This window comes from Paenibacillus sp. FSL R5-0341, assembly GCF_037975235.1.
In the GTDB taxonomy this organism is placed as follows: domain Bacteria; phylum Bacillota; class Bacilli; order Paenibacillales; family Paenibacillaceae; genus Paenibacillus; species Paenibacillus amylolyticus_A.
Genome location: NZ_CP150241.1, coordinates 4,059,911 through 4,084,687 on the forward strand (window position 1 = coordinate 4,059,911; position 24,777 = coordinate 4,084,687).

Here is a 24,777-nt window from a genome sequence, read left to right on the forward strand (position 1 = left end):
AAACAGGTATACTAGATGGGAATGATTGCTTCTTCATTCTAATTTATCTACAGTGAGGGATCTTATGAGCACTGCCAAAACCTGGGTTCAAGTCAAACTGGTTCTGCCCATCCTTCTGGGTACAGCCTTATATGCCTTTGGGCTTCTCTATTTCATTATCCCCAATCAGCTTATGGAAGGTGGCCTCACAGGGGTTACGGTGCTGATCAATTACGCATTCGGCATCTCACCTTCACTTACGACCCTGATTCTTAACGTTCCTCTTTTTCTGATCGGGCTCAAAATTTTGGGCGGCAGACAGATGATCTATACGGGTATCGGAATTGGGGCATTGACCATTTTCCTATGGTTATTCGAAAAGTTGATTCATCTGGGCTGGATTGAACCACTACATACTGAAAATGACCTCCTGCTCGCAGCCCTGTATGCAGGTGTTACGCTTGGAGCCGGTCTTGGCATCGTATTCCGTTGGGGCGGTACAACGGGCGGGTCAGACATCATTGCTCGCATTCTTAACCGCAAGTATGGATGGAGTATGGGACGGGTATTGCTGGGCATTGACTTCGTCATTATCGGGCTCTCTCTCATCTACATCCCCAAAGAAAAAATTCTGTATACGCTCGTAGCTGTATTTATCGCTTCCAAAGTTATCGACTTTATTCAAGAAGGTGCATATTCTGCCCGGGCATTTATGATCATCAGTGACCACGCACCTGAGATTGCCGATCAGATCACACGGGACATGGATCGTGGTGTCACCCTCATTCCGGCCATTGGCGCGTACTCCAAACAAGCCAAGCACATGGCCTACTGTGTTATTTCCAGGCAAGAGTTCAGGCGATTGCAGACGATTGTACGTTCCATTGATCCCAGAGCTTTTGTCATCATCAGCGATGTTCATGATGTACATGGAGAAGGTTTCAAAGAAAGTTGATGTAACTATACAGAAACTGCAAAAAACCTCTTTTCACATGAAGAGCCGTTAGCGTGGCTGTTTATGTGGAAAGAGGTTTTTTAATATACGACGATTAGGTCAATCAGCGATTAGCGCCGAAAAGGAAAAATCCCTTGCTGCTGGGCACGATACTTACGGTATCCGGCGTAACTTAGCGTCGCCACAATGACCGAACTGATGAGTAAACCAGCTGCCCTGCGATCCGGACCCTGTACAAATGGTGCAAACGCACTCTCATCCTTCTCCCGACCAAATAACTGGTTCACCAGTTCCTCACCATGGCCCACCATGCTTTTTAACTGAGCCAGGTCTGGCTGCTTTGCATTGGTAAGCCCCTTGGTATGAGATAACCAGGCGTCCATCTGAGCAATTTCATACGGTTCACGGCGAATCATTGCCGCAGGACGAATCGTTTCATAGTGCTCCTCCAGAACGGCGTAGCGATTTGCGAGTATTGTCGCAGTTTGACCCTGATTTGTAGCATCGGACAAAGCGTCCAGATCGTTTTTCACGATTTTATAATATTGAAGCCATAAAGGCTTGGTTGGATTCGCGAGACTATCTGCTGCAAGTCTGAGTTTGGCAGAGGACTGCTGAAGAGAAGCATCGTCATTTTTCACCTTCACAACCGCTTGTTTCACTTCAACTATGGTTTCAGACAATGCGTGAATGCCCTCAACTGTCGTTTGTCCCTCAAAGGAGATATGCTCCAGACTTTTACTGATGCGCAGAATGCTTCCTCGTACTTCTTCAATATTATTCTCGAGCGCCTGGCGATACAATACGGCTGCTTCTTCATTCAGTTGTGCAATTGAATTGCTTGTGGACACTTGCTGATCTGAATTCGAATTCAATCCTTCACTTTGCGCGGATACACGATATGCTAAGTTCGTCCAAAGCAGCAGAGCCATGAACGATACCACCAATAATCCAGTTTTGAACCTGAACGTTCTCTTCATGGACATCCCTCCCACCATCAATGTATGGCGGGGCACAGTTCCTTAGAACAAGCTCAAGATCGGATATCAGGTTCGTTTCGCTTGTCTGAGCGCAAGCCATGCACACAGAATACTAACTAGCGTCAGTCCGAATGTGAAATTACGCACACCATCTACATGATCGTAGAGGGAGGCAGGTAACCAAGGGTAAATATCATATGTATAATCCATCGTATCGTTCAACAGCGTCCAGAGACCTGCCACGACAAGAGCAGCCCAGCGGAATCCGAAAAACCGTACATAAATAAGAGCTTCAATCGCCATCGCACTATGCGAAGCAATCAACATCCAATCTTGCCAGTGCTGTGTGCCACCCTGCATCCAGCCAGCGAAAATAATCGATACGGCCCACACGCCATATTTCACAGACGTGACCACGGCAAGCGCCTGAATTACATGTCCAATCCGTTTAATGATGATAGACCGAGGTGGGTACAAGATCCATAACAATGCTAAGGTGAAAAACAAACTCGCTGTTGGACTATCCGGCACAAACACGACCTGCCACACCGGCTGCTCTGCCAACGTCATTTTCATTTGCTCACCGTACCAGATGTATCCGTATACCGTTCCTACTGCATTACACCAAAACAAAAGCCACAAAAAATAACGATTGGTCAGAAATTCCCTACTCCAGAAAAACGATAAAGCCACGTTCCCTGCCCCTTCCTTTGTCACATGTTGTACACGATAACGTGCTGCCCCAAAAACACTCCAAAAAACCTGACCGCATAAACGATCAGGTTTCATTGGTTATTTCGATTTTACTGTTCTGCTTTCTGTTTCGCAAGCCATTCGGTCAGATGATTAATTTCTTCATCCGTGACGCCTTGAGCAATGGCATTATTGTACTGAGGTTGCATTGCGTTGTAACCTTCTTTGATAATAGTCAGAATCTCTTCCTGGCTATGTTTGTCACCTACACCTCGAAGTGAAGGTCCACTTGCGCCCTTCATATCAGCCGCATGGCAGCCAATACAGCCGGCCTTCTTGTACGTTTCCATTGCAGGATCATCCTGATCCACGATGGCGACTTCCTGTTTCTGTCCAGGTGCATTGGAAACTGGTGGTAGCCCCTGTTCATGCCTCTCCAGCGCTTCTTCCTCACGCTGAATGTGTTCAGGTTTCTGACCTGTTGCTTCCAACTCATGTTCGTAGTGCGTCCACGCTACATTCGTCAGGTAAAATACAGCAATGACCGACAAAATCATCAACGATGAAGCAATGGGACGTTTATAAAAACGTCGCTCCTTGCCTGTGTCCAGGAACGGTGCAAGCAGTAAAGCTCCGAAAGCGACTCCACTGACTCCCAGTACCCCGAGCAGGACGTAATCGCCTGATGCGTATGGATACTTCAAATACTGATACAGAAAAAGGAAGTACCAGTCCGGCATGGGAATAACGGATGCGCTTGGATTGGCCGGATATCCCAAAGGTGCAGGTTCTGAGATCGTGAGAACCAAAATCCCCACCAATACAACGACACCAACCATCCATTCTTTCAGCAGGAAGTTGGGAATAAAAGCTTCTGATTTGCCGGGATACGCCGTGTAATCAGGAGGGGTTATAAATCCCGCCCCTTTACGTACGCGTGAATCACCGACAAAGATAACCTTTTCCTCATCATCCTTCTTATGTCCGTGAGCCATTGCGATTCCTCCCTTCTCAGTTTATAGTGGTCCCGAAATGCCCTGTCTGCGGATCATGATAAAGTGTCCGACCAGAAGCACCAGAAGCACCGCGGGGAGGAAGAATACGTGCAGGGCAAAGAATCGGGTTAATGTCTGTGCACCGACAATCGTACCGCCTTGCAGGAATTCTTTAATGATTGGTCCCAGCCAAGGAACCGTATTGGCAATCTCCAGTGTTACTTTTGTTGCAAAATAGGCTTTGTTGTCCCATGGTAGCAAGTACCCTGTCAGCCCCAGGCCCAGCATGACGAAAAAGATCAGCATGCCGACAACCCAGTTCATTTCGCGCGGTGCTTTGTAAGAGCCTGTAAAGAACACACGCATCGTATGTAAGAACATCATTACGATAACCAGACTGGCTCCCCAGTGGTGCATGCCGCGAACAATTTGGCCGAAGGCTACTTTGGTTTGCAGGTACTCCACACTTGCGTAGGCATTGATAATATCAGGTACGTAATACATGGTCAGGAACATGCCTGACAGAATCTGAATAACAGTAATAAAGAACGTCAATCCACCAAAGCAGTACACGAATGCGGAAAAGTGATGAGCCGGATTTACATGCTCTGGAACTTCATGATCCGCAACGTCCCGCCAGATTGGCGTGATGTCAAGACGCTCGTCAATCCAGTCATAGACATTTTTAAACATCTGCGTTCACGCCTCCTAATTCACTCGGGTGTTCGGAACAATGTCGCCCAGATATACCCAACCCTGCTCTTCCTTGACTACGTACTCATCCAGCGGTTTGGGGGCTACGGCAAGATTCTTCCCTTCCTTGTCATAGTGCGCGCCATGGCAGGGGCAATGATACTCGTCAGGATAACTTTTGTCACTATTCCAGCCTACTGTACATCCTAGATGTTTACAGATAGGTGAGAGCGCATAAATTTTACCCTGCTCGTCTTTGCGAATCCACGCCACTAACGATGCATTACTCAGATACCAACCATCCTGTTGTTGAAGTTCAAAGGTGAATTCTTGAGGCTCATTCGTAATTTTGCTGATTTCAGCTACTTTGACAGAGGTGCCTTCTCCCTTATGCTGCAAAATCGGGTCCACCGCAAAACGGACCATGGGAAGGATTGCACCGGCGGCCATGTAGGCTGTAGCTCCACCAAGCGTGTACGTCAAAAACTGCCTGCGTGACATCTCCATGCGGCTTGGCAATTTCAATGAAGCTTCGTGCTGGTCATGCTCACTGCTCATACTGTCTCCAACCCCCTTTTTCAGCCAACTCTCTCAAACGTTTTCATTTTCAGAAATTCCACGACTTACTAGAACATACATAATCATATAGTAGCCCTAGAACACCGTCAAGAATTTGTCACACATTTTTAAGGTTCATTTGTAAGCGTTATTAAAAAAGTGTTGTAAAATTGTCACATTTGTCGCACGAAACTCATTTTTTCCACAACTCTCGTATTTTCTCCCCGACAAATCTCGCAATTCCCTCTTCACCAACCTCACGCGTTAACGCTGACCGACTCAAAACCAAATCAGCAGATGAAATTTCCACACCATCAATTTGACCATCCGATGACATAATAACCACATATTTGAATCCTGAGGATTTAAGCTGTGCGGACAAGGAATTTAATGTCATTGACATTTCCGAATTAGCATAATGAAAGGCTGGATACGTCATAATTCTCCCTTTGAAAGGAATCTCGACCATATCCAGAAAATCTCTCAGCCGCTCCAGTGCTTCGGTAGCTTCAACTGGCGACTGCTCACCGCTAAGAGCCGTGTATGGAATAAGGCATGTATCCAGATAGAGTTGCAGTTCAGCCCAGCTGTCTTGAGTCATCTCACTGAATTTCAATTCCCTATATCCCCTTTCTATCCATTTTATTCCCATATTATATATGAGCATATCTTATAAATCCAGACATTCATTTTGGAAATACACATATCAAAAAAGGAAACACGCATCTGCGCATTCCCTTTTATATCAGAAAAGATGTATGGTGCCCATCAGTTTATGGTCCTCAGTTCATCCGTCAGACTCCGGAAAGCTACTTCGTCTCCGGTAGCTAACGCTTTATCGATTTCCAAATAGAGCTTCTCGCTGCGCTGTTTGCGAAGCGCTTCGTCCCACACCATCTCAGCTGCCAGCCCCAACATGACTTCATACGTAACTTTCATTTTATCCAATAGGATGCACCTCCAAAACGGATTTAAGAGCTCCTATATTCTTTTCCTTTGGTAACATAACCCAGTGAAGTTCTCGACATCCGCTCGAGATCGGCATCAGTCAGCTCACGTATCACTTTGGCAGGTGTCCCCAAGGCCAGAGTATAGGGCGGAATTTTACTATTCTCAGTAACAACTGAACCGGCCCCAATCAGCGTATATTCGCCTATGTCGGCTCCATTCAACAGAATGGCTCCCATGCCGATTAATGAGCCTGTTCCAATACGACAACCATGAATGATCGCTGAATGTCCTACCGAAACATCGTCTCCCAAAATCAAAGGTTGATCTGTGTTAACATGTCCAACAGCATTATCTTGAATATTACAGCGGTTTCCAATGATTATGGGAGCCAAATCGGCTCGCAGGACTGCATTGAACCAGACGGAAGATTCTTCCCCAATTCTCAAATCACCGATCAGTTTTGCACCTTCAGCCATATATACTGAAGGGTGTAACTGAGGTTGTAGACCTTTGTATGGAATTATCATCGATATCACTCCTTAATTTGGGAGTGATTTTAGCAACTTGTCCTTCACTTGTCAAACATAATAGGTGTAACGTCTCCTGAGATGGAGCGACAGGATGCAGCAAGTCGTGTGCCCCAGGCTGTCATTTGTACAGTCCGGCCTTCCTCGTGTTCGCCAATGCGAACCATGCCAAGATGCAACATCATTTTAACAATTCTATTATCATAGATGGCCTCAGCCGTATCATAATAGAACGGCTGAATGAATGGACCGATCTGACGAAACAGCGATTCGGCGGTTGACCATTCCGAGGCACATTCGCCTGTCCAATACACAATAGAGGACAGATTGGGAATAGCACCTTTATACAATCTTAACCAAAACCTAAATAGCTGTATCATTTCGGCTGTTTTCTCAGCCCCCAGCTTGTCTTCTCCAGCTGGTGATAACCTTAGCGTACCTTGCTCCTCGCGAACCAGCCGATGGTGAAATGCATAGTCGTAGAGAAGAGCGAAGCGATCCGGGTAATCCTTGAATGAACGACCATATCCGAATCTCCAACCGGCTTTGCCCACCAATTCCTCACTGATGTGTAGATGCTCCATAATCTGCTGTTGAGAGCGACGGTACATCATGCCTTCAGCGTTAAGGGCAATTTCATGCTGCTGGACAAACTGCAGGAACAACTTAAGATCATCCGCTAAGAGATGATACTCATCCCGATACATGGGCGGTTCCGTCGTTTTGGTAATCCCTGCTCGCAAATGTGTGGATAACACATCCCTGAACCTTAATTTCAGATCCTGAGGTACCTGATACAGATATCTGGTCTGCTGCGTCGTCCCATTGAACAACCATCCGCTCTTATTGAAGCGAACGATGAGGTCACGTGGACTGGCGCCAGCCTCACTCTCCTTTTTGTCCATCGATTGACGGGCTATGGCAACGAGTTCTTCCATACCATAGTACTGGCGAGGATCAAACAACAAGTTGTTCAAGAAGCGCTGATCTGCTTGATTCAGTTGACGTACCTGCTGCTCAAAAAAGGGTCTGCTGCCCAATGTAGTGAGAATACTCTGGATGAGTTCATGTTTGGAGTTGGGCTTGCATTCACATTGGTAATAGTCTGCTATTCGATTAAGCTGGCCAATATCGGCAAAAGTAAGCATATCCGCTAGATTCATGGGTCCATCGCCTCGCCCGTTAACTACTTCGACCGCTGATTCGAAGCCTGAAATAGTTTGGTTTTGTAAACATCGTTGACGGAATTCCCACAATCTAAACCTCTTTTTGGAAATCTTTTATGTTTGAATCCATTTCATAATATCTTTAGTGAATTATGAAATTAATTCGTTAATCATACTATGCCTCAAGTTGGTCAATCAGAAGAAAAATGAGAGGTTTGAAATCATATAAAGTCTTTCTTTCTCCATAAAACGCAAAAAAAACAACCCAAGTTGGATTACTCAGGTTGTTTCGCTGTGTCCAAAGACAGATGTCGTGTGCAATTATATAACAGCGGACTCCAGTCATCACGTTCCTTTTCCAGAATCGTCAGTGACAGGTTTCCAATCCGTTCCGTATACCGATCTTCAAACAAGGCTGTTAACAAGTTGGCCAGAAAAGCTCCATGGGTGACAATGAGTACATTCTGGTCCGGATAGGTAGACCATAGATCTTCCAAAAACGCCAGTGCACGAATCTGGATATCCGCTATCTGCTCCTGTCCCAAGTCCAATGTCTCCCATGATTTGCCCCAGCGGGCAACCCGTTCATCTGAAGTCAGACCTTCAATCTGACCAAAAGCCCTTTCTTTCAACCGTGCGTCCGGCTCCAGCAAAGGTACATTCAACAGATTGGAGATGATCTCCCCTGTTTCCTGTGCCCGCGATAATCCACTTGTGATGATATAGTCCCATTGGTATTCTTCCGTCAGCAGACGTCTTCCCAGGCGTCCTGCCTGTTCACGACCTTCTCCATTGAGCGGAATATCCGTCTGACCCTGTATACGGCCCGCCGCATTCCAGTCTGTAAGACCGTGACGAATAAGCCCGATTCGCACTTTCATCCCTCATCTCTCCACACGGCGAACGAAAGGTTATTACCTATGCACGCGCACCTTGTTGTTTACGTTTATTCGTTGTTCGATGCATACGTCCAAGAGAAAATAAAGCCATCCCTATTGCTAGTAAAGACAGGGCCATCCAATATTGAGGATAAGCAGGTCCCATGCTCACAACAAAAGGTTCAATGATGCTTCCTCTGTCCGCTCCAGTCATGTTGTACTGATACAATCCAGAAGACGATGGTCCGCTTCCGGCAACCCCTGTCTCCAGAATACCCGTAGCAACAACCTTGGTTTGCTCAGCTTCTGATACGTCTGGCTTAAACATGGCCATGTACAGAAAGCTGCATAAAAAAATAGCCAGGAACGCGGCAATCCACAAAGACATATGTTTGCGGATCGCAGCAGAGAAACGATTAACCTTTGCCTCTTCCGGCAATAGCCATGGAGACTCCGCATAGATCCGGTCCATAACGTTACGGTTGACTCTCTCTGCCTGTTGTTCTGTCACTGGAACCGGGATGCTGTGCAGCAAGATCTGGGCTTCTTCCCAGACCTCAAACTGCTCGGAGCACTCTTCACAACCAGCGAGATGAGCATGAAATGCAATCCGCTGAGGATGAGCTTCCGGCAAGTCCCAGACCAGTGCAAACAGTTCCTGGGCTTCATTGCAATTCATCGGTTCTTCATCCCTTCATATGGCTCGTACACCGGTTCGAAGAAATAAGGTTCCAATTGAGTTTTTACGCTTGATCTTGCTCTGAATAATAACGATTTCACAGAACTGACGCTCTGCCCAAGAATATTTGCAATCTCTTGGTAGTCTAGTTGATCATACTCACGGAGTATAATCGCAGAACGCTGCTTCTCCGGCAAATTGTTAATCGCATCCCTAACCAGCATCACCCGCTCGCTGCGCAGAACAGCATACTCCGGTGCATTCTCCGAAGGAGCAACAGGAACGATCCCGCTCTCTTCAAGTGGGACATTTCCGCTGCGCTGTTTGCGAAGCTCACTCAGTACCGTATTTCTCGCAATGGTATATAACCAGGTTGAGAATGAGGCATCTACCTCACGGAAAGAGTGCAGACTGCGGAACGCCTTATAGAAAGTCTCAGAACAGAGATCTTCCGCAAGCAGCTCCATATTGGAACTTTTCAACATATGATATACGAAAGCCAGTATTTTACGCTGATAACGACTCATCAGCTCGGAATATAACTCCAGGTTACCTTCCTTGATCTCTCGAATCAACTGGGAATCCGTCATTTGAGTGCGACCCCTCCTCGCCCATCCATGTGCTTCTCCCCGTTCGACTCTATCCATGTATTACCGAACAGGCACAAAAAAGTTGCGGTTCTCACCGCATATTAACAGCGTTCAGCGCCATAACTGGCCTTCCCGCCAAATTCCCCTATGTAATGGCAATTTCCCCAACGTTTCTACATTAACAGTATTTATTGTACAACGGTCTGCATCATCCTGGCAAATCCATTGCTATCCACAGAAACCCGACCTGTCATTCATATGCGGTCATTTTCACGTTCATGACTTCTTTTTGGACCTTTTTGACAAGCCTTTTGTATATAGACGAGCGAAGTTTTAAAAAGGTTACAAAAATGTGATATTTTTTTGATCCGAGGCATCTTCACAAAAGGATGTATTATCCTGAATTTCCGAAAGATATAATTAACTCAAACAATTTTACTTAAAGTGTTGACAAAATGAAAACGTATACATATAATAAGGGTACAGTATGGTTTCTCTCCACTCCTATCCAATAACTGTATTGCTCCACGTGAGCAATGGCCGCTTATGTAAGCGGTCTTTTTTTTGTCTTCTAAAAGATGTTGCCTGTTATTTGTATGTTAATATTTACATACTCTATATACATTACCCTCTTTAATCTGTGACGAAAATCAACTGAACAACTCCAATATAACCTCACAAAAAAGAGGGCTTTCGCCCCCTTTCTCATCTTATATCCACACCTGATAACCTAAGGAATCCAATAACGTCTTGGCTCGTTCCATATCTTCTTCCTGACGGAAGGACAGACGCATAATGCCTGGCACATCCACCCGGTTCTCGATAATCTCCAAGTTGCTCAAGTTGATGTCATTGGCCCCAAGCTCAGTTGCGATCTTACCAATCATACCAGGTGCATCCTGGACATCGGTATAGAGGTCAAATAACGGCGAAATCATGCCTTTGCGTCGTTCTGGCAATACACTGCGGAACTCGCGGGCCTGACGGAATGCTTCCTCAATGCCTTCACCATTCTTATGCTCCAGCATATCCGTGAAAGCCGTCATTTGTCTGTTCCAGTCTTTAAGCAAACCCAGCAGTACATCCCGGTTGCTAAGCAAGATATCTCTCCATACAATGGCGTCACTGGATGCAATCCGGGTGATATCTCGGAAACCGCCTGCAGCCAGCATTTTATACAACGGATTCGACTCATTATACTCACGCACCTGGTTTACCAACGCAACAGCAATAACATGTGGCAGATGACTAATCGCCCCCACAATGTCATCGTGCAGCAAAGGCTCCACACGTACGATCTGTGCCCGCGTATACGCAAGCAGCTCAGACAACCTGCTGTACGCTTCCTCAGGCACATATTCTGATGGGGTCAAGACGTAGTATGCATTCTCAAACAACACGGCTGAGGCCGCGTCTACGCCTGCACGCTCCGATCCTGCCATAGGATGACCACCAATGAAATAAGCGTCGGTCAACCGCACATGCTCAGCACAAGCCGCAATGGAAGCCTTCGTGCTTCCTACGTCAGTGATAATACATCCTTTTTTCAATGGCAGCTTGGAGAGCTGCTCAAAGTAGGATTCAAGTAAACCTACGGGAACGCACAAAAAAATAAAGTCGGCATCCTCTACCGCTTCTTCCAGAGAGAGCGTAGCATCATCCACTACACCGCTCGCTATGTACTTGTCCTTCAGTTCATCCAAGTGGGCGTAGCCCATCACGGTTACACCTGGCTTGCCTTTGAAGCAGAGCGCAAGTGAACCGCCGATGAGTCCTACACCGATCATTGCAATTTTTAGTTTCATGGGTCCTCACTCTTTCATCGCCAGAATTAAGGGCGTGCTACCGCCTTCTCAGCCAGCGTGTTCTCCAGTGCCGTGACAAATGCACGGTTCTGTTCTGATGTTCCGACGGACACACGAATGTATGTTGGGTATACGTGGAATCCCGGGCGAACGATAATGCCTTGTTTGAGCAAGGATTGGAACGCCGTTGCCGAAGGCATGTTCAGATCAACCATAATAAAGTTACCCTGTGAAGGGAAATACGACAATCCCAACCGTGTAAATTCATTTTGCAGGAAATCCCGATCCGTTGCATTCCGCTTCGAGCACTCTTGAACAAACTCCTGATCGAGCAGTGCTGCCGTTGCTGCGACCTGTCCAAAACGCGAAGTGTTAAATGGCTCACGTACACGGTTAATCAAATCAATAATTTCGGGACGAGCAATACCATACCCAATCCGGAGCGAAGCCAAACCGTAAATTTTGGAGAATGTCCGTAGAATGACCAGGTTCGGATACCGTTCGATCAATGGTACACTTTGCGGATATGCTTCATCGGTTACGAACTCATAATACGCTTCGTCCAGTATGACCATCACATGAGCAGGCACGCGGTCCATAAAGGCTGTAAGTTCCTGCTCGGAGATAATCGTACCTGTCGGATTATTTGGATTACACACCCATACTGCTTTGGTTTTGTCGCTGATTTGTGCGAGCATGGCGCTCAGATCATGAGTCCCATCCTTCAGAGGTACTTCAATGGTAACGGCACCCTCAATATCTGCATTGCTTTTGTATACAGAGAATGTCTGATCAGCCATGATGGTCTCGTCACCCGGCAAGAAGAAAGCTCTCGTAATCAAAGCAATAATCTCATCGGAACCACAACCAAATATCAGATTGTTCCGTTCCACGCCAAGATGGCTAGCAAGAACTCCTGTCAGCTCAACTGAGCTACCATCCGGGTATATGCTTATATTCGTCATTTCTCTCGTAATGGCTTCCAGAGCGGCAGGAGAACTGCCGTACGGATTTTCGTTGGAGGCCAGCTTGATGACTTGATCAAGCCCCAGTTCACGTTTCACTTCTTCAATCGGTTTGCCCGGCTGGTACACAGGCAGATTGACAATCTGGGATTTCGGTTTCAACCCAACCGCCTCCTGTTTTTAAAATATTGTTGGACACGGATCAGCATGTACCTCACGTATCCAAAGGATGTACTTTCAGGACATCCCTATCCCTTTAATTGTGCCACAAAGTTGCGAATTTGCAACAGTCCCGCTGCACGCGTATCCGGATTTTCAAGCAGAGGAATCGCGTCTTCCACTTGACGAACGATGGCACTACCGACAACAACACCATCGCAGATGCGGGAGAAATGTGCAACCTGCTCATGGCTGGAGATACCGAAACCTACCGCTACAGGGAGGTCTGTCAGACTTTTCACCGTCTCAATGAAGCTTTCTACGCCGTCAAAGAAAGAAGCTCTCTCTCCGGTTACACCAAGGGAAGATACACAATAGATAAAGCCGCTCGCTCCCGTCACAATCCGCTCAATCCGTGCATTAGACGTTGGTGCAACAAGCGGCACCAGATGCACACCGGCACGATTTGCACGTTGTCGCATCTCTTCCGCTTCCTCAATCGGCAGGTCCGGAATGATCATGCCACTAATATCGTGTTTGACCAATTCTTCGAAGAACACATCCAGTCCTGTCTGCAACACCGGATTATAATAGGTGAACAGTACAAATGGCAGTTTCACACCTGCCTTACGAGCTTTTGCTGCAGTTTCCATCACAGTACGAATGGTAATCTGGCTTTTCAGCGCACGTTCGGAAGCACGCTGAATGACTGGGCCATCTGCAAGCGGATCGGAATAGGGAACACCCAGTTCCAAAATGTCCGCTCCCGCCTGTTCAAGCTCCTTGATGATATCGATCGTTGTATCCACATCCGGGTCTCCCACGGTTAAGAATGGAATAAGTGCCGTGCGATTCTGTTCCTTCAATTGCTGGAAGGTCTGGTCCATCAGATTCATCCCAAGTCGCCTCCCGTGTATTTCATGATGGATTCAACATCCTTGTCTCCACGTCCCGACAGACAGATGACCACAATATCGTCCGCTGTGAGTTCAGGCGCCAGTTTAACAACTTGGGCGACCGCATGTGCGGACTCCAGAGCAGGAATGATTCCTTCTGTCCGGCATAGCAATTGCAGGGCATCCAGTGCCTCCTGATCTGTAATCGGTACATATTTTGCCCGTTCAATATCCTTGAGATAGGAATGCTCCGGACCAACACCCGGATAATCAAGTCCGGCCGAAATAGAGTGAGCTGGCTGAACCTGTCCATACTCATCCTGTAACAGATAACTCATAGATCCCTGGAATACACCATGCGTGCCTTTGGTCATCGTCGCAGCGTGATACTCGGTTTCGACCCCTTTGCCTGCGGCCTCAACACCAACAAGCTTCACATCTTGGTCACCGATAAATGGATAGAACATCCCGATCGCATTACTTCCTCCACCAACAGCGGCTACAATCACATCCGGCAGACGTCCTTCGATCTCCTGAATCTGACGACGGGTTTCATCACCAATCACACGTTGGAAATTCCGCACCATCATCGGATATGGATGAGGACCAACCACGGATCCGAGCACATAAAACGTATCCTCCACATTGCTGACCCAGTAGCGAAGTGCTTCATTACCAGCATCCTTCAGTGTCCGTGTTCCGGACGTCACTGGAATCACTTCTGCTCCGAGCAGCTTCATCCGAAATACGTTTAACTGCTGACGCTCTGTATCTTCTTCACCCATAAATACTTTACATTCCAGTCCGAGCAATGCGGCTACTGTCGCCGTTGCAACGCCATGTTGGCCTGCACCCGTTTCGGCAATGACTTTCTTTTTGCCCATCCGTTTCGCAAGTAAACCTTGTCCAATGGCGTTATTAATTTTGTGCGCACCTGTATGATTCAGATCTTCACGTTTCAGATAAATTTTCGGTCCGCCCAATCGGCGTGATAATTGCTCTGCATGATACAATGGCGTTTCACGTCCAGAATACTCGCTCAGCAGATAGTTCAGTTCCTTGTTAAATTCCTCGTCTTCAGAGAAATGGCTATATGCCTCCTCCAGCTCTATGAGTGCGTTCATTAGTGTCTCAGGTACAAAGCGGCCTCCGAAGTGACCGAAACGCCCGTGTTGATCCGGCAATTGATGTGTCATGCCTGCTTCACCCTTTCTACGAATGCTGTAATTTTGGCCATATCCTTCACACCTTCAGTCTCCACGCCGCTGGATACATCGACGCCGAAAGGTGCATATGTCTGTATCAGTTGTTGTACATTGTCCGGCTGCAAACCTCCTGCAACAAACAGAGAGATTCCATGACTGTTCGCCCAATCGGCATAGGCAGGAATACGCTCCCAGGCAAACGTTTTGCCGGAGCCCCCTCCATATAGAGGATCATAGGTATCAAGCAATATCGCATCCACGAATTTATCGTAGGCATCAAGAGACCTTATGGCTGCATCATCAGCTTCCGGACCCGTTTCATCTTTGGGAAAAGAAAAAGCCTTGAATACTTCGGCATTCCACCGCTGCTTCACCTGCTGACAAAATTCCGCAGTCTCCTGTCCATGCAGTTGAATAACATCGAGGTGAGCAATCTCCATAATGTGTTCCAGCTCTTCGAGCGTAGGATTCACAAATACACCCGCAAGCTTAGGCCGTTCATAGGCCGACCATTCGAATAGTACTGTTCTTAATGCAGCAGCCTGCTCGGGTTCGATTCGGCGGCGTGATTTGGCAAAAACAACACCAATGTAATCCACAGGCAAGTTTATCATCGATTTTAGCACTTCAACGTCCTGAAGTCCACATATTTTTACGGCCGCTGGCAGCGGGTTTCTCAGTTCTGACATACTGTCGCCTGTGCCATCGTGTATGGAAGTATTCATCATTTGGGTCCCATCAGATCATATACAGCCGCCTCGACATCATCCTTGCGCATGAGATGCTCACCTACGAGAATACCATGAACACCGGCCTGAATCAGAGGTACTGTTGATTCTGGTCCGTCAATACCACTTTCGCTAATCAATGTGACGCCACTTGGAATCAATTCCATCAAATCCAGTGTCGTGTTCAGACTGGTTTCGAATGTTTTCAAATTACGATTATTGATACCCACAAGGGTTGCCTGCGGAATTTTCAATACCTGCTCCAGCTCTGTCCGATCGTGGACTTCAATCAAGGCGTCCAGCCCCAAACTTTTGGCGAATTCCAGATATTGACGAATTTGTTCTGGAGTCAGAATGCTGGCAATGAGTAGTACCGCGTCCGCACCCAGCAATCTTGCCTCGGCGATCTGTCGTTCATCTATAATAAAATCCTTACGCAATAGCGGAATGTTCACAGACTGATGAATGGCCTGCAAGTACTCGTTGCTCCCTTGAAAATACGACACATCCGTTAACACGGAGATGCAGTCTGCACCCGCTCGTTCATAAGCAGCAGCAATCTCTACCGGATGAAAATCCGGACGGATCAATCCTTTGGACGGCGAAGCCTTCTTCACTTCAGCAATAAGGCCGAGTTTGCGATTTCGTCCGCTCGATAATGCTTTTTCAAACCCACGGGTTGCGGGTAATTGTTCGATTTTTTGGATAGCCTCATCCATGCGAAATGTTTGTGCCAGAACTTCAACTTCTTTATGTTTGGTTGCAACGATTCGATCAAGATACATGACTGTACGCCTCCGTTGTATGAATTAACTGTTCAAGCTTCCCGGCAGCTTTGCCCGAATCTACCGCTTCTGCGGCAAGTGTCACCCCTTCAGCAATGCTATCTGCAAGACCGGACACATAGATGCACGCTCCGGCATTCAATAGAACGACATCACGGTAGGCACTCTGCTCACCCTGGAAGATCCTCTTAATAATTTCGGCATTCTGTGCCGCATCTCCTCCAAGTACCGCTTCGAGCGGATGCAGAGACAAGCCCATATCACGTGGATCAATATCATAGGTGTGCACTTGACCATTGCGAAGTTCAGATACCTGAGTTGGCGCCGAGATACTGATTTCATCCAGACCATCATGGCTGGCCACGACCAACGCTCTTTTGAGACCCAGACGATTCAGTACTTCAGCAATCATTGGCGTCCGGGAACGATCATACAGGCCAAGCAATTGGCGATCTGCTCCTGCAGGGTTGGTTAAAGGTCCGAGCATGTTGAAAATGGTACGAACACCCAGCTCCTTTCTTGGTCCTGCCGCATGTCGCATGGAAGGGTGATATACCTGGGCAAAACAGAAACAGATTCCGATATCATCCAGACATTGTCTGGCCTGCTCACCGTTCAGATGGATATTTACACCGAGTGCCTCTAGTACATCTGCACTACCCGCTTTGCCTGAAGCTGAACGGTTGCCATGTTTGGCGACCCGAACTGAGACGGCCGAAGCAATGATCGCGGATGCTGTGGAAATGTTGAATTTGTGAATACCCGATCCACCTGTTCCACACGTGTCCAGCAAGCCGCTGCCATCCGTGAGGATTCGTCCGCCCTGACCACGCATGGCTTCAGCAAAACCGGTGATCTCATCCACCGTTTCCCCCTTCATCCGCAGCGCCATCAGCAAACCTCCGATTTGAGCCGGCGTTGCCTCACCTCTCATGATCGAGTACATCAAATCTCGTGCTTCGGCTTGCTCCAGATGACCGCCCTCCAAAATCTTCGCCAGGCCATTTTTCATGCCTTCCTCACGAGTAATCTCAGCAATAGGGGTTACAAGGTTCTCATTCATTATTGGGTTTATGTTCATCTCCGGTCTCTCCTCTCTCAGTTCTTAGCGGCTGCTGGTGTGACAAAGTAGTCTGCATTTGCCAGTCTCAACGTGTTGTCCTTGTCTTTGGCAGGAAACATGGCTTCTGCTGTTCGAATCGCCTTGAGCAATGCTTTGGCTTTATTAACCGTTTCCTCATATTCATTCTCAGGCACAGAATCCCATACGATTCCCGCTCCGGCCTGTACATATGCTTTTCCTTTTTTGAAAATAATCGTACGAATCGTAATACAGGAGTCCATGTTACCCGAGAAACCGAGGTATCCGATTGCTCCTGCATAGGCACCACGTGCCTCTTTCTCCAGTTCCGCGATGATCTCCATTGCACGTAATTTCGGTGCACCGGATACGGTACCTGCTGGCAAGCATGAAAGGAAAGCATCAAAGAAATCCTTGTCTTCTCTTAACTCACCCGTAACGTTGGACACCATATGCATAACGTGAGAGTAACGTTCAATCTCCATGAACATGTCACACTTCACACTGCCGAAGCTGGATACCCGGCCCAGATCATTACGCCCAAGATCAACCAGCATCAGATGCTCCGCACGTTCCTTCTCATCCTGGAGCAGATCCGCAGCGAATGCACGATCTTCCGCTTCTGTCGCCCCTCTTGGACGTGTGCCTGCAATCGGTCGAGTCTCCACACGATTGCCGTCCACCTTGACCAGCGCTTCTGGCGAAGTGCCAACGATAATCTCATCATCCATTTTGAGGTAGTACATGTAAGGAGATGGATTCAGCGTCCGAAGCACACGATACACGTGAAGTGGAGAAACCTCTGTATCAATGTGGAAACGCTGGGATAGTACCACTTGAAAAATATCACCTGCGCGAATGTATTCTTTGGCTTGCTCCACATTACCGATAAACTGCTCCTTCGTGAGATTGGAGCGGATATCCCCCAGTTCCACGTCTCCCGGAATGGAGCGCGGATTCAGGTTCTCCCCTGGTCCTTGCTGCTGCAACCGTTCTGCGGCCTGCTCCAGCTTCTCCGAAGTCACTGCATATGCTTGCCGTATCTCATCATCTGTTGCACCGTCCTTGACGTGTACATTACCGACCAGCAGCATTTGCTGCTTCACATGGTCAAACACGATAATCTGGTCACAGAACATAAAGCGAATGTCATCCATATTCAGGTCATCCAGCGCGTGAGCTGGAAGCTTCTCATAATACGACAGCAGATCGTATCCGAAGAACCCAATTGCCCCACCTGTGAATGGCGGCAGTTCATCATCTTTCGGGCTGCGGTACTTACGCAGCAATGCTTTCAGTTCTTCAATCGGTTTGCCTGGTAATTCACGGGTCTTCCCTGCTTCTTCTACAACAATCCGGCCTTTCTTCGCCGAAATCATCAGGAACGGATCTGTACCGATGAACGAGTATCTCGCCCATTGGATACCACCCTCTACACTTTCCAGCAGGAATGCACGGTCGTTGTCAGCATAACGGCGGAATATTCGAATTGGGGTCTCCATGTCTGCAAGAATCCGTTTGACTACCGGAATCAGATTATACTCATTCGACATTTTCAGTACTTGATTAACGTTTGGCGTTATCATCAGATCACGTCCTTTCAGATTTAGGTAGAAGAAGCAATTCAATATACGAAAAAAACCTCTACCATCAGGTAGAGGTTTGGTTATAAGCTGTATTTAACAGGGTGATGCTTCATAAATAACAAGTCCCTATACTGCGCTGTCGGATTATTCACAGGTTGCTGAACTGATGCATCTCACATCATGCAATCGGGAAAAATAAATCAGTTATAACACTTCAACTACTCATTCCAGTATTTCATAAAATACGGGAACGTGCGTTATTCGTGTTATATCCAAATATATCAAAACAAAACGTGTCCCAAGACACATTTGCTTCCCTGCTCCTGTTACCTATTCCGTAGCACGACGTACCGTGAATCAGTTGACCGGTTTCTGTTGCCCCGGTTACCACCCACTGGACTCTGCTATATACTCCACTAGCTCAGCTGCTCTCAGCTCAATCTCTACTCTACTCAACTGGTTCTCACTATACATCATTATGATCGGTTTGACAACCCACTTACTTAAGAGCCAGAAGGTGCTGCCAAATCCGGACGTAATGCCTGTGCACCGTTCAGATACACATGGTTGATTTCATTCTGAGCTTTGTTCGTATTCACATGCACCATGAAACGAATACACTGTGCCAAGGCACCTTTAACAGGAACCTCCAGTGCACACATTAGTGGTACCAGTTCCCAGCCATCCAGTTGGCGAATAGCTTTTGCCGGGAAAGCAGCATCCAGATCCCCGGTTAATGTAATCCACACACTGCAGATATCTTCCGGTTGGATCTCATTGCGATCTACGATCTCCTGCAACAATACAGCCGTTTCCTTCAAAATCTGTTCTTCGTTGTTCTGCGTGACTGTTGTAGCCCCGCGAATTCCCCGTGTGACCATTGCTGTTATTCTCCCTTCCTGAGCATTTCAATGACGTCCCGAACTGCCGACACAGGTACGTCCTTCACAATTCTTGCAGCCCCAATCCGATCAGGAATGATGAACACCATATGACCTTCACGGAACTTTTTGTCATGCATCATCGCTTCCATTAATGCATCCGTGTCGAGATGTGCAGGCATCGTTGTTGGAAGGCGAAGTGAACGCAACATGCGGACCGTATCTTCATAGAGCCCTGTTGGCGCACCAAGCTTCTCACCAAGCAATGCTGATCCAGCCATACCTATGGAGATCGCTTCTCCGTGCAGGAACTCTCCGTAGCCGGCAATCGCTTCAATGGCATGACCAATCGTATGTCCCAAGTTCAACAACGCACGTTCTCCATTTTCACGTTCGTCTCTGGATACAATCTCTGCCTTAATACCACATCCACGCTCCAAACCGTATCCCAGTGCTTCCGGATTAAGCGCAAGCAACTCTTCCGCATGCTCCTCACACCAATGTGCAAAAGCCTCATCACGGATCAGTCCGTGCTTCAGCATCTCTGACAAACCTGCCGAAACATCTCGTGGCGGCAAGGATTGAAGTGTATCCACATCATAGAGTACAAGTTCGGGCTGGTGGAATGCACCGATCATATTTTTGGCCAGCGGATGGTTGACAGCTACCTTGCCGCCCACACTGCTGTCATGCGCCAAAATCGTTGTAGGTACTTGAACAAACTTGATTCCACGCATATATGTAGCGGCAACAAAGCCAGCCAGATCACCTACGACACCCCCACCCAGGGCCAAAATCGCAGAACTCCGATCCAGTTTGCCTTCGATCGCAACAGTCATCATATCGTGATATACCGAAAGGGATTTCGATGTTTCACCAGAGGGGACAACCGCCGATACGACTGTATAACCAGCCGTACGCAGCGTTTGCTCCAAACCTGACAAGTATTTGGGAGCCACATTTTCGTCTGTTATGATGAGTAACGGGCTCTTCTTGGTCAAGCCATATTGCTCAAAATATTGAGGGGCTTGCGCCAAGAGGCCGCTACCAATCAGAATCGGATATGATCGTTCCTCCAACTGTACCGTCAGCTGACGCATATTAGTAATTCTCCAGTTGAGCGTTATAGCTGGCAACGTTCGCACGGATCTCTTCCATGGAATCCCCGCCGAATTTCTCCAGGAATGCTTTAGCAATTTCCCATGCTACGACATGCTCCATAACCACACTTGCTGCGGGTACAGCACAAGCGTCTGAGCGCTCAACCTGAGCCGTAAATGCTTCTTTCGTATCAATATCAACACTTTGCAGTGGCTTATACAACGTTGGGATCGGCTTCATCACACCACGTACTACCACTGGCATCCCGTTCGTCATACCACCTTCGAATCCACCCAGACGGTTGGTTGCCCGGTGGTAGCCGCGCTCATCCGTATGCATGATTTCATCATGTACCTGTGATCCACGAATGACTCCGGCTTCGAATCCGATACCAATTTCTACACCTTTGAATGCATTAATGGACATTACGCCTTGTGCGATTCTTGCGTCCAGCTTGCGATCGTATTGAACATAACTTCCCAAACCAACAGGTACGCCTTCAACGATACATTCCACTATTCCTCCGATGGAATCGCCTTCCTGTTTGATCTGGTCAATGTAGGCTTCCATCTTCTTCTCTGTATCAGCATCTGTGACACGTACTGAGGAAGCTTCTGTCACTGCAATCAGTTCATCAATCGGAAGGTCCTGATAAGGAGCTTCAATCTCTCCAATCCGAAGTACACGTCCCGCTACCTTGATTCCGAATTCAGCCAGGAACTGACGTGCAATGGCACCACATGCCACACGTACCGTTGTCTCACGCGCACTGGAGCGCTCCAGTACGTTACGCAAGTCTTTGAGATTATACTTGAGTCCACCGTTCAGATCGGCGTGTCCGGGACGCGGACGATGAACGCGACGTTTCTCTTCGTCACTGCCTTCAATTGGCTCAATATTCATAATGTTCTGCCAATGTTTCCAGTCGTTATTTTGAACAACCAGCGCTACTGGAGCACCTGTTGTATATCCGTGACGGATACCACCAACGAAATTGGCCTGATCCTTCTCGATCTGCATCCGGCGTCCACGACCATATCCCTTTTGGCGGCGGTGAAGCTGGAAATTCAGTTCTTCAAAGTCAATCGTTAAATTACTTGGCAATCCTTCAATAATAGCGGTCAATTGGGGTCCGTGCGTCTCCCCTGCGGTTAAATAGCGTAAACTCATAATACGTTCCCCCTTTAAACTGTTAAACTTCACATTGCTAAAATCCCATAATTTCTTTGCTTATTATAGTATAGCTGACCCGCTTTGACAAGAAAGCTGGCTCTTTCTTGTATTAGATATACAAATAACCGCCTGAACACATGTACATGTGCCTCAGACGGCTCAACAACCAATATGATTATTTCTTCCGATAGAAGAATGTCTCTGCTGTCTCCAGACCATATTGTCCCGGGGAGAAGATCTGCTCTGTACTGCCCACAAACAAAATACCGCCTGGACGCAAACTTGCTGCAAATTTGTGATACAACAGGTTTTTGGCTTCCTCGGTAAAATAGATCATGACATTCCGACACACAATCAGATCGTATCCATCGTCAAAACGGTCCACGAGCAAATTTTGTTTCATGAACTTGATCGAATTTTTGAGTTGCTCATCAATACGGTATACCAAGCCATCCTGCTTGAAGTAACGGTTCGCCGTTTCCTTTGGCACATCCTTAAGTGAGCGTTCCATATAACGCCCTTCCTTGGCTTTGGCCAATGCACCTTCATCCAGATCACTTGCCGTAATGGAGCTATCCTTCAAAATTCCCATCGTGTCCAGAATCATGGCGAGTGTATAAGGTTCTTCACCTGTTGAACAGGCTGCACTCCAGACTTTGACACGTCGCTTGGAGCCCAGCAGCTCAGGCAGAATCTCGTCCCGCAGTACTTCCCAACGATTGGGATTACGCCAGAATTCCGACACGTTAATCGTCATACGATCAAGAAACTCGTAGAACAAGGATTTATCTTTCTGCATAGCATCAAAAAAGTTAGAAAATGTATGAAACCCGTTTTTGTTGCGAAGTGTGGTCAGCCTTCTTTTCATCTGGCCTTCCTTGTATTGAGCAAGATCAATGCCTGTGCTCTCTTTGATTTTACGAATGAATCCGGTGTAATCCGGGTCTAGTAGTTGTTCTTGCTCCAGCATCGTGTATCACCCTTTTGGCTAATAATTACAACCAGGCTGCGATGCTCTTGTCGTATACCACCAGTTCATCTGAAGCAAAGAAATTTGCTGCTTCACGGGAAGCACTTTCCGGTGAATCTGCCCCATGAATCAGATTATGTGGTGTGTGGCTGGCGAAGTCTCCGCGAATGGTCCCCGGAGCAGCTTCCTTCACATTGGTTTTCCCGATGACGATGCGCGCAAGCGCCACAATATCGTCCCCTTCCCACACCATGGCAAATACAGGCCCAGATGTGATAAAACGAACCAAATCATCGAAAAACGGTTTGCCCTCATGTTCAGCATAATGGCGCTTTGCCTGATCCTCAGACATCTGCACCAGTTTGCCTGCCACCAACTTAAATCCTTTGTCTTCCAGACGGCTAATAATTCGACCGATCAATCCACGCTGCACACCATCCGGCTTCACCATCAAAAATGTACGATCCATCAGCTCACTCCTCACTCACGGTTCAAAGTTAATCACTATGTAAACGCAATCCCTCTGATTGTAACATACATGTCCAAATCCTCCCAATGAGGAATTTCACATGTCTGTTCATCTTCGCGTATGAGTACCTGTGTCAGACCCGATCAACTATGCGCTGTCCATTCCAACATGTGAGTCGAAGGTTATACAAAATTTAATGTGTGCGTTTAACCACAAAATGAGCGATGTCACGCAGGTTTTTGGTCGTCTTGATGTTAGGTAGCTGATCGAGAGCATCGAGCGCTTTCTTCATATATCGGTCAGCAAGGGCTTCTGCTTTAGCAATTCCTTGACTTTGGCGAATCATTCCAATTGCATCCGATGCACTTGCCCGTCCTTCTTCATCTTGGACACGGGCAATCTCCTTCAACAGAGGTTCACGCAGATCGGACTCTTGCAGTGCATACAGCACAGGAAGAGTGATATTTCCCTGCTTCATGTCACTGCCAGGTGGCTTACCGAGTTGTTTCTCGGTACCTACCAGATCAAGTACATCATCTTGAATCTGGAAAGCCATCCCCACATTGTATCCGTACGTATACAGCAAGGAAGATACATGCTCAGGCGCACGTGTGGCCAAAGCCCCTAACTGACAGCTAACCGCAATCAGAAGTGCTGTTTTGCGACGAATCCGCAGCAGATAGTTTCGGACGCTTTGTCCCGTATTGAAAAAGTCTCGAATTTGCTCCATTTCACCGATGGACATCTGTACCATGGCTTTGGCAAGGATACGATGAATAGCTGGATCGGATAATCCCGCAGTCATTTCAAGTGCCTTACCGTAGATATAGTCTCCAGTGTACATGGCAATCCGATTATCCCATTTGGACTTCACCGTAGGTTTGCCTCGGCGTGTCTCCGCATTATCAATAACATCATCATGAACGAGAGATGCGGAATGAATGAGTTCGAGCGGAACCGCAACCAACTTCAGTCGTTCAATATCATATGTACCAAATTTCCCGCCAAGTAATACAAAAACGGGCCGCAACCGTTTTCCTCCTGCTTTGAGCAAATGAAGCGACGTTTCACTCAGCAGTTTTTGTTCTCCTCGAACACTGAGGTACAACTCTTTCTCAATGTAATCCATGTCCTTTTTTAACAACCCGAAAATATCCAATAGTTTCATTCGTTCACCCGTATCAGCGTATTGTCAGTCCATAAATCCATGCTTACCTTCCCCTCCAGCAAGTCGGGCCTGCAGGCATTACGAAAAAACCCGGCTTACCGTTCTTGCTTGTGTTTTTCTATAAACTCTGCGACTTGTTCTGAAACAAAATACAGAAGTTG

The 24,777-nt window shown here is 47.3% G+C and carries 27 protein-coding genes; 1 reads left to right on the top strand and 26 read right to left on the bottom strand.

The window, feature by feature from the left end; all coding sequences use genetic code 11:
• Nucleotides 1-64: 64 nt before the first annotated feature.
• Complete coding sequence (locus MKX75_RS18160; RefSeq protein ID WP_062835170.1) at nt 65-934, top strand: YitT family protein; 870 nt, start codon at nt 65-67, stop codon at nt 932-934.
• 110 nt (nt 935-1,044) lie between these two features.
• Here the strand turns inward: MKX75_RS18160 and MKX75_RS18165 are convergent, their stop codons facing one another.
• The 26 genes from MKX75_RS18165 to MKX75_RS18290 form a co-directional block, all read right to left on the bottom strand.
• Complete coding sequence (locus MKX75_RS18165) at nt 1,045-1,914, bottom strand: sporulation protein YpjB (protein ID WP_339166310.1); 870 nt, start codon at nt 1,912-1,914, stop codon at nt 1,045-1,047.
• 66 nt (nt 1,915-1,980) lie between these two features.
• A complete protein-coding gene (locus MKX75_RS18170; protein ID WP_339166312.1) occupies nt 1,981-2,607 on the bottom strand; it encodes a DUF1405 domain-containing protein in 627 nt (208 codons plus the stop codon).
• 110 nt (nt 2,608-2,717) lie between these two features.
• On the bottom strand, nt 2,718-3,602 hold the full coding sequence (locus MKX75_RS18175) for a menaquinol-cytochrome c reductase cytochrome b/c subunit (protein ID WP_062835173.1): 885 nt from the start codon (nt 3,600-3,602) through the stop codon (nt 2,718-2,720).
• 21 nt (nt 3,603-3,623) lie between these two features.
• A complete protein-coding gene (locus tag MKX75_RS18180; RefSeq protein WP_017687726.1) occupies nt 3,624-4,295 on the bottom strand; it encodes a cytochrome b6 in 672 nt (223 codons plus the stop codon).
• Between the two features lie 15 nt (nt 4,296-4,310).
• Nucleotides 4,311-4,853: a ubiquinol-cytochrome c reductase iron-sulfur subunit gene (locus tag MKX75_RS18185; protein ID WP_062835174.1), complete on the bottom strand. Its 543-nt coding sequence runs from the start codon at nt 4,851-4,853 to the stop codon at nt 4,311-4,313.
• A 193-nt stretch (nt 4,854-5,046) separates the two neighbouring features.
• Entirely contained in the window at nt 5,047-5,469 is a 423-nt protein-coding gene (locus tag MKX75_RS18190) for a DUF2487 family protein (RefSeq protein WP_076331401.1), read from the bottom strand.
• A 152-nt stretch (nt 5,470-5,621) separates the two neighbouring features.
• Nucleotides 5,622-5,801, bottom strand: a complete 180-nt coding sequence (locus tag MKX75_RS18195) for an IDEAL domain-containing protein (protein WP_017687723.1) — start codon at nt 5,799-5,801, stop codon at nt 5,622-5,624.
• A gap of 23 nt (nt 5,802-5,824) precedes the next feature.
• Nucleotides 5,825-6,331, bottom strand: a complete 507-nt coding sequence (locus MKX75_RS18200) for a gamma carbonic anhydrase family protein (RefSeq protein ID WP_339166315.1) — start codon at nt 6,329-6,331, stop codon at nt 5,825-5,827.
• Between the two features lie 44 nt (nt 6,332-6,375).
• Nucleotides 6,376-7,494 (bottom strand): hypothetical protein, encoded by a 1,119-nt coding sequence (locus MKX75_RS18205; RefSeq protein ID WP_076331399.1) that lies wholly within the window; start codon nt 7,492-7,494, stop codon nt 6,376-6,378.
• A gap of 278 nt (nt 7,495-7,772) precedes the next feature.
• On the bottom strand, nt 7,773-8,372 hold the full coding sequence (locus MKX75_RS18210; RefSeq protein WP_339170512.1) for a histidine phosphatase family protein: 600 nt from the start codon (nt 8,370-8,372) through the stop codon (nt 7,773-7,775).
• 43 nt (nt 8,373-8,415) lie between these two features.
• On the bottom strand, nt 8,416-9,054 hold the full coding sequence (locus tag MKX75_RS18215) for a zf-HC2 domain-containing protein (protein ID WP_062835179.1): 639 nt from the start codon (nt 9,052-9,054) through the stop codon (nt 8,416-8,418).
• Nucleotides 9,051-9,644 carry a sigma-70 family RNA polymerase sigma factor gene (locus MKX75_RS18220; protein WP_062835180.1) on the bottom strand — a complete coding sequence of 198 codons (594 nt, stop codon included), beginning with the start codon at nt 9,642-9,644 and terminating at the stop codon, nt 9,051-9,053. The genes MKX75_RS18215 and MKX75_RS18220 overlap by 4 nt, the downstream gene beginning before the upstream one ends.
• A 710-nt stretch (nt 9,645-10,354) precedes the next feature.
• Nucleotides 10,355-11,449, bottom strand: a complete 1,095-nt coding sequence (locus MKX75_RS18225; RefSeq protein WP_339166317.1) for a prephenate dehydrogenase — start codon at nt 11,447-11,449, stop codon at nt 10,355-10,357.
• A 26-nt stretch (nt 11,450-11,475) separates the two neighbouring features.
• Entirely contained in the window at nt 11,476-12,576 is a 1,101-nt protein-coding gene (gene hisC, locus MKX75_RS18230; protein WP_145148808.1) for a histidinol-phosphate transaminase, read from the bottom strand.
• Between the two features lie 86 nt (nt 12,577-12,662).
• Complete coding sequence (gene trpA, locus MKX75_RS18235) at nt 12,663-13,469, bottom strand: tryptophan synthase subunit alpha (RefSeq protein WP_264927469.1); 807 nt, start codon at nt 13,467-13,469, stop codon at nt 12,663-12,665.
• Nucleotides 13,466-14,665 (bottom strand): tryptophan synthase subunit beta, encoded by a 1,200-nt coding sequence (gene trpB / locus MKX75_RS18240; RefSeq protein WP_017687714.1) that lies wholly within the window; start codon nt 14,663-14,665, stop codon nt 13,466-13,468. The genes trpA and trpB overlap by 4 nt, the downstream gene beginning before the upstream one ends.
• Entirely contained in the window at nt 14,662-15,363 is a 702-nt protein-coding gene (locus MKX75_RS18245) for a phosphoribosylanthranilate isomerase (RefSeq protein WP_339166319.1), read from the bottom strand. Before MKX75_RS18245 ends, trpB begins: the two co-directional genes overlap by 4 nt.
• 35 nt (nt 15,364-15,398) lie before the next feature.
• A complete protein-coding gene (gene trpC / locus MKX75_RS18250) occupies nt 15,399-16,187 on the bottom strand; it encodes an indole-3-glycerol phosphate synthase TrpC (RefSeq protein WP_339166321.1) in 789 nt (262 codons plus the stop codon).
• Complete coding sequence (gene trpD, locus MKX75_RS18255) at nt 16,177-17,217, bottom strand: anthranilate phosphoribosyltransferase (RefSeq protein ID WP_139331884.1); 1,041 nt, start codon at nt 17,215-17,217, stop codon at nt 16,177-16,179. Before trpD ends, trpC begins: the two co-directional genes overlap by 11 nt.
• Before the next feature lie 68 nt (nt 17,218-17,285).
• Nucleotides 17,286-18,854: an anthranilate synthase component I gene (gene trpE / locus MKX75_RS18260; RefSeq protein WP_339166322.1), complete on the bottom strand. Its 1,569-nt coding sequence runs from the start codon at nt 18,852-18,854 to the stop codon at nt 17,286-17,288.
• 503 nt (nt 18,855-19,357) lie between these two features.
• Entirely contained in the window at nt 19,358-19,735 is a 378-nt protein-coding gene (gene aroH / locus MKX75_RS18265) for a chorismate mutase (protein ID WP_047843558.1), read from the bottom strand.
• A 5-nt stretch (nt 19,736-19,740) separates the two neighbouring features.
• Nucleotides 19,741-20,835, bottom strand: coding sequence for a 3-dehydroquinate synthase (gene aroB / locus MKX75_RS18270; RefSeq protein WP_076331392.1), 1,095 nt, complete (start codon nt 20,833-20,835; stop codon nt 19,741-19,743).
• Between the two features lies 1 nt (nt 20,836).
• The gene (gene aroC / locus MKX75_RS18275; protein WP_076331391.1) at nt 20,837-22,006 is read right to left on the bottom strand and encodes a chorismate synthase; all 1,170 of its coding nucleotides are present in this window, start codon (nt 22,004-22,006) and stop codon (nt 20,837-20,839) included.
• 178 nt (nt 22,007-22,184) lie between these two features.
• Entirely contained in the window at nt 22,185-22,979 is a 795-nt protein-coding gene (locus tag MKX75_RS18280) for a protein-glutamate O-methyltransferase CheR (RefSeq protein WP_062835189.1), read from the bottom strand.
• Between the two features lie 25 nt (nt 22,980-23,004).
• Nucleotides 23,005-23,448 carry a nucleoside-diphosphate kinase gene (gene ndk / locus MKX75_RS18285; protein ID WP_017687704.1) on the bottom strand — a complete coding sequence of 148 codons (444 nt, stop codon included), beginning with the start codon at nt 23,446-23,448 and terminating at the stop codon, nt 23,005-23,007.
• Between the two features lie 193 nt (nt 23,449-23,641).
• On the bottom strand, nt 23,642-24,616 hold the full coding sequence (locus MKX75_RS18290; RefSeq protein ID WP_339166325.1) for a polyprenyl synthetase family protein: 975 nt from the start codon (nt 24,614-24,616) through the stop codon (nt 23,642-23,644).
• Nucleotides 24,617-24,777 lie beyond the last annotated feature (161 nt).

Bases quoted from the DNA above. Each gene is read 5' to 3' on its own strand.
- MKX75_RS18160 (WP_062835170.1), top strand. From the start codon at position 65: ATGAGCACTGCCAAAACCTGGGTTCAAGTCAAACTGGTTCTGCCCATC.
- MKX75_RS18165 (WP_339166310.1), bottom strand. From the start codon at position 1,914: ATGAAGAGAACGTTCAGGTTCAAAACTGGATTATTGGTGGTATCGTTC.
- MKX75_RS18175 (WP_062835173.1), bottom strand. From the start codon at position 3,602: ATGGCTCACGGACATAAGAAGGATGATGAGGAAAAGGTTATCTTTGTC.
- MKX75_RS18180 (WP_017687726.1), bottom strand. From the start codon at position 4,295: ATGTTTAAAAATGTCTATGACTGGATTGACGAGCGTCTTGACATCACG.
- MKX75_RS18185 (WP_062835174.1), bottom strand. From the start codon at position 4,853: ATGAGCAGTGAGCATGACCAGCACGAAGCTTCATTGAAATTGCCAAGC.
- MKX75_RS18200 (WP_339166315.1), bottom strand. From the start codon at position 6,331: ATGATAATTCCATACAAAGGTCTACAACCTCAGTTACACCCTTCAGTA.
- MKX75_RS18205 (WP_076331399.1), bottom strand. From the start codon at position 7,494: ATGAATCTAGCGGATATGCTTACTTTTGCCGATATTGGCCAGCTTAAT.
- MKX75_RS18215 (WP_062835179.1), bottom strand. From the start codon at position 9,054: ATGAATTGCAATGAAGCCCAGGAACTGTTTGCACTGGTCTGGGACTTG.
- MKX75_RS18220 (WP_062835180.1), bottom strand. From the start codon at position 9,644: ATGACGGATTCCCAGTTGATTCGAGAGATCAAGGAAGGTAACCTGGAG.
- MKX75_RS18225 (WP_339166317.1), bottom strand. From the start codon at position 11,449: ATGAAACTAAAAATTGCAATGATCGGTGTAGGACTCATCGGCGGTTCA.
- trpA (WP_264927469.1), bottom strand. From the start codon at position 13,469: ATGAATCTGATGGACCAGACCTTCCAGCAATTGAAGGAACAGAATCGC.
- trpB (WP_017687714.1), bottom strand. From the start codon at position 14,665: ATGACACATCAATTGCCGGATCAACACGGGCGTTTCGGTCACTTCGGA.
- MKX75_RS18245 (WP_339166319.1), bottom strand. From the start codon at position 15,363: ATGTCAGAACTGAGAAACCCGCTGCCAGCGGCCGTAAAAATATGTGGA.
- trpC (WP_339166321.1), bottom strand. From the start codon at position 16,187: ATGTATCTTGATCGAATCGTTGCAACCAAACATAAAGAAGTTGAAGTT.
- trpE (WP_339166322.1), bottom strand. From the start codon at position 18,854: ATGATAACGCCAAACGTTAATCAAGTACTGAAAATGTCGAATGAGTAT.
- aroH (WP_047843558.1), bottom strand. From the start codon at position 19,735: ATGGTCACACGGGGAATTCGCGGGGCTACAACAGTCACGCAGAACAAC.
- aroB (WP_076331392.1), bottom strand. From the start codon at position 20,835: ATGCGTCAGCTGACGGTACAGTTGGAGGAACGATCATATCCGATTCTG.
- aroC (WP_076331391.1), bottom strand. From the start codon at position 22,006: ATGAGTTTACGCTATTTAACCGCAGGGGAGACGCACGGACCCCAATTG.
- MKX75_RS18280 (WP_062835189.1), bottom strand. From the start codon at position 22,979: ATGCTGGAGCAAGAACAACTACTAGACCCGGATTACACCGGATTCATT.
- ndk (WP_017687704.1), bottom strand. From the start codon at position 23,448: ATGGATCGTACATTTTTGATGGTGAAGCCGGATGGTGTGCAGCGTGGA.
- MKX75_RS18290 (WP_339166325.1), bottom strand. From the start codon at position 24,616: ATGAAACTATTGGATATTTTCGGGTTGTTAAAAAAGGACATGGATTAC.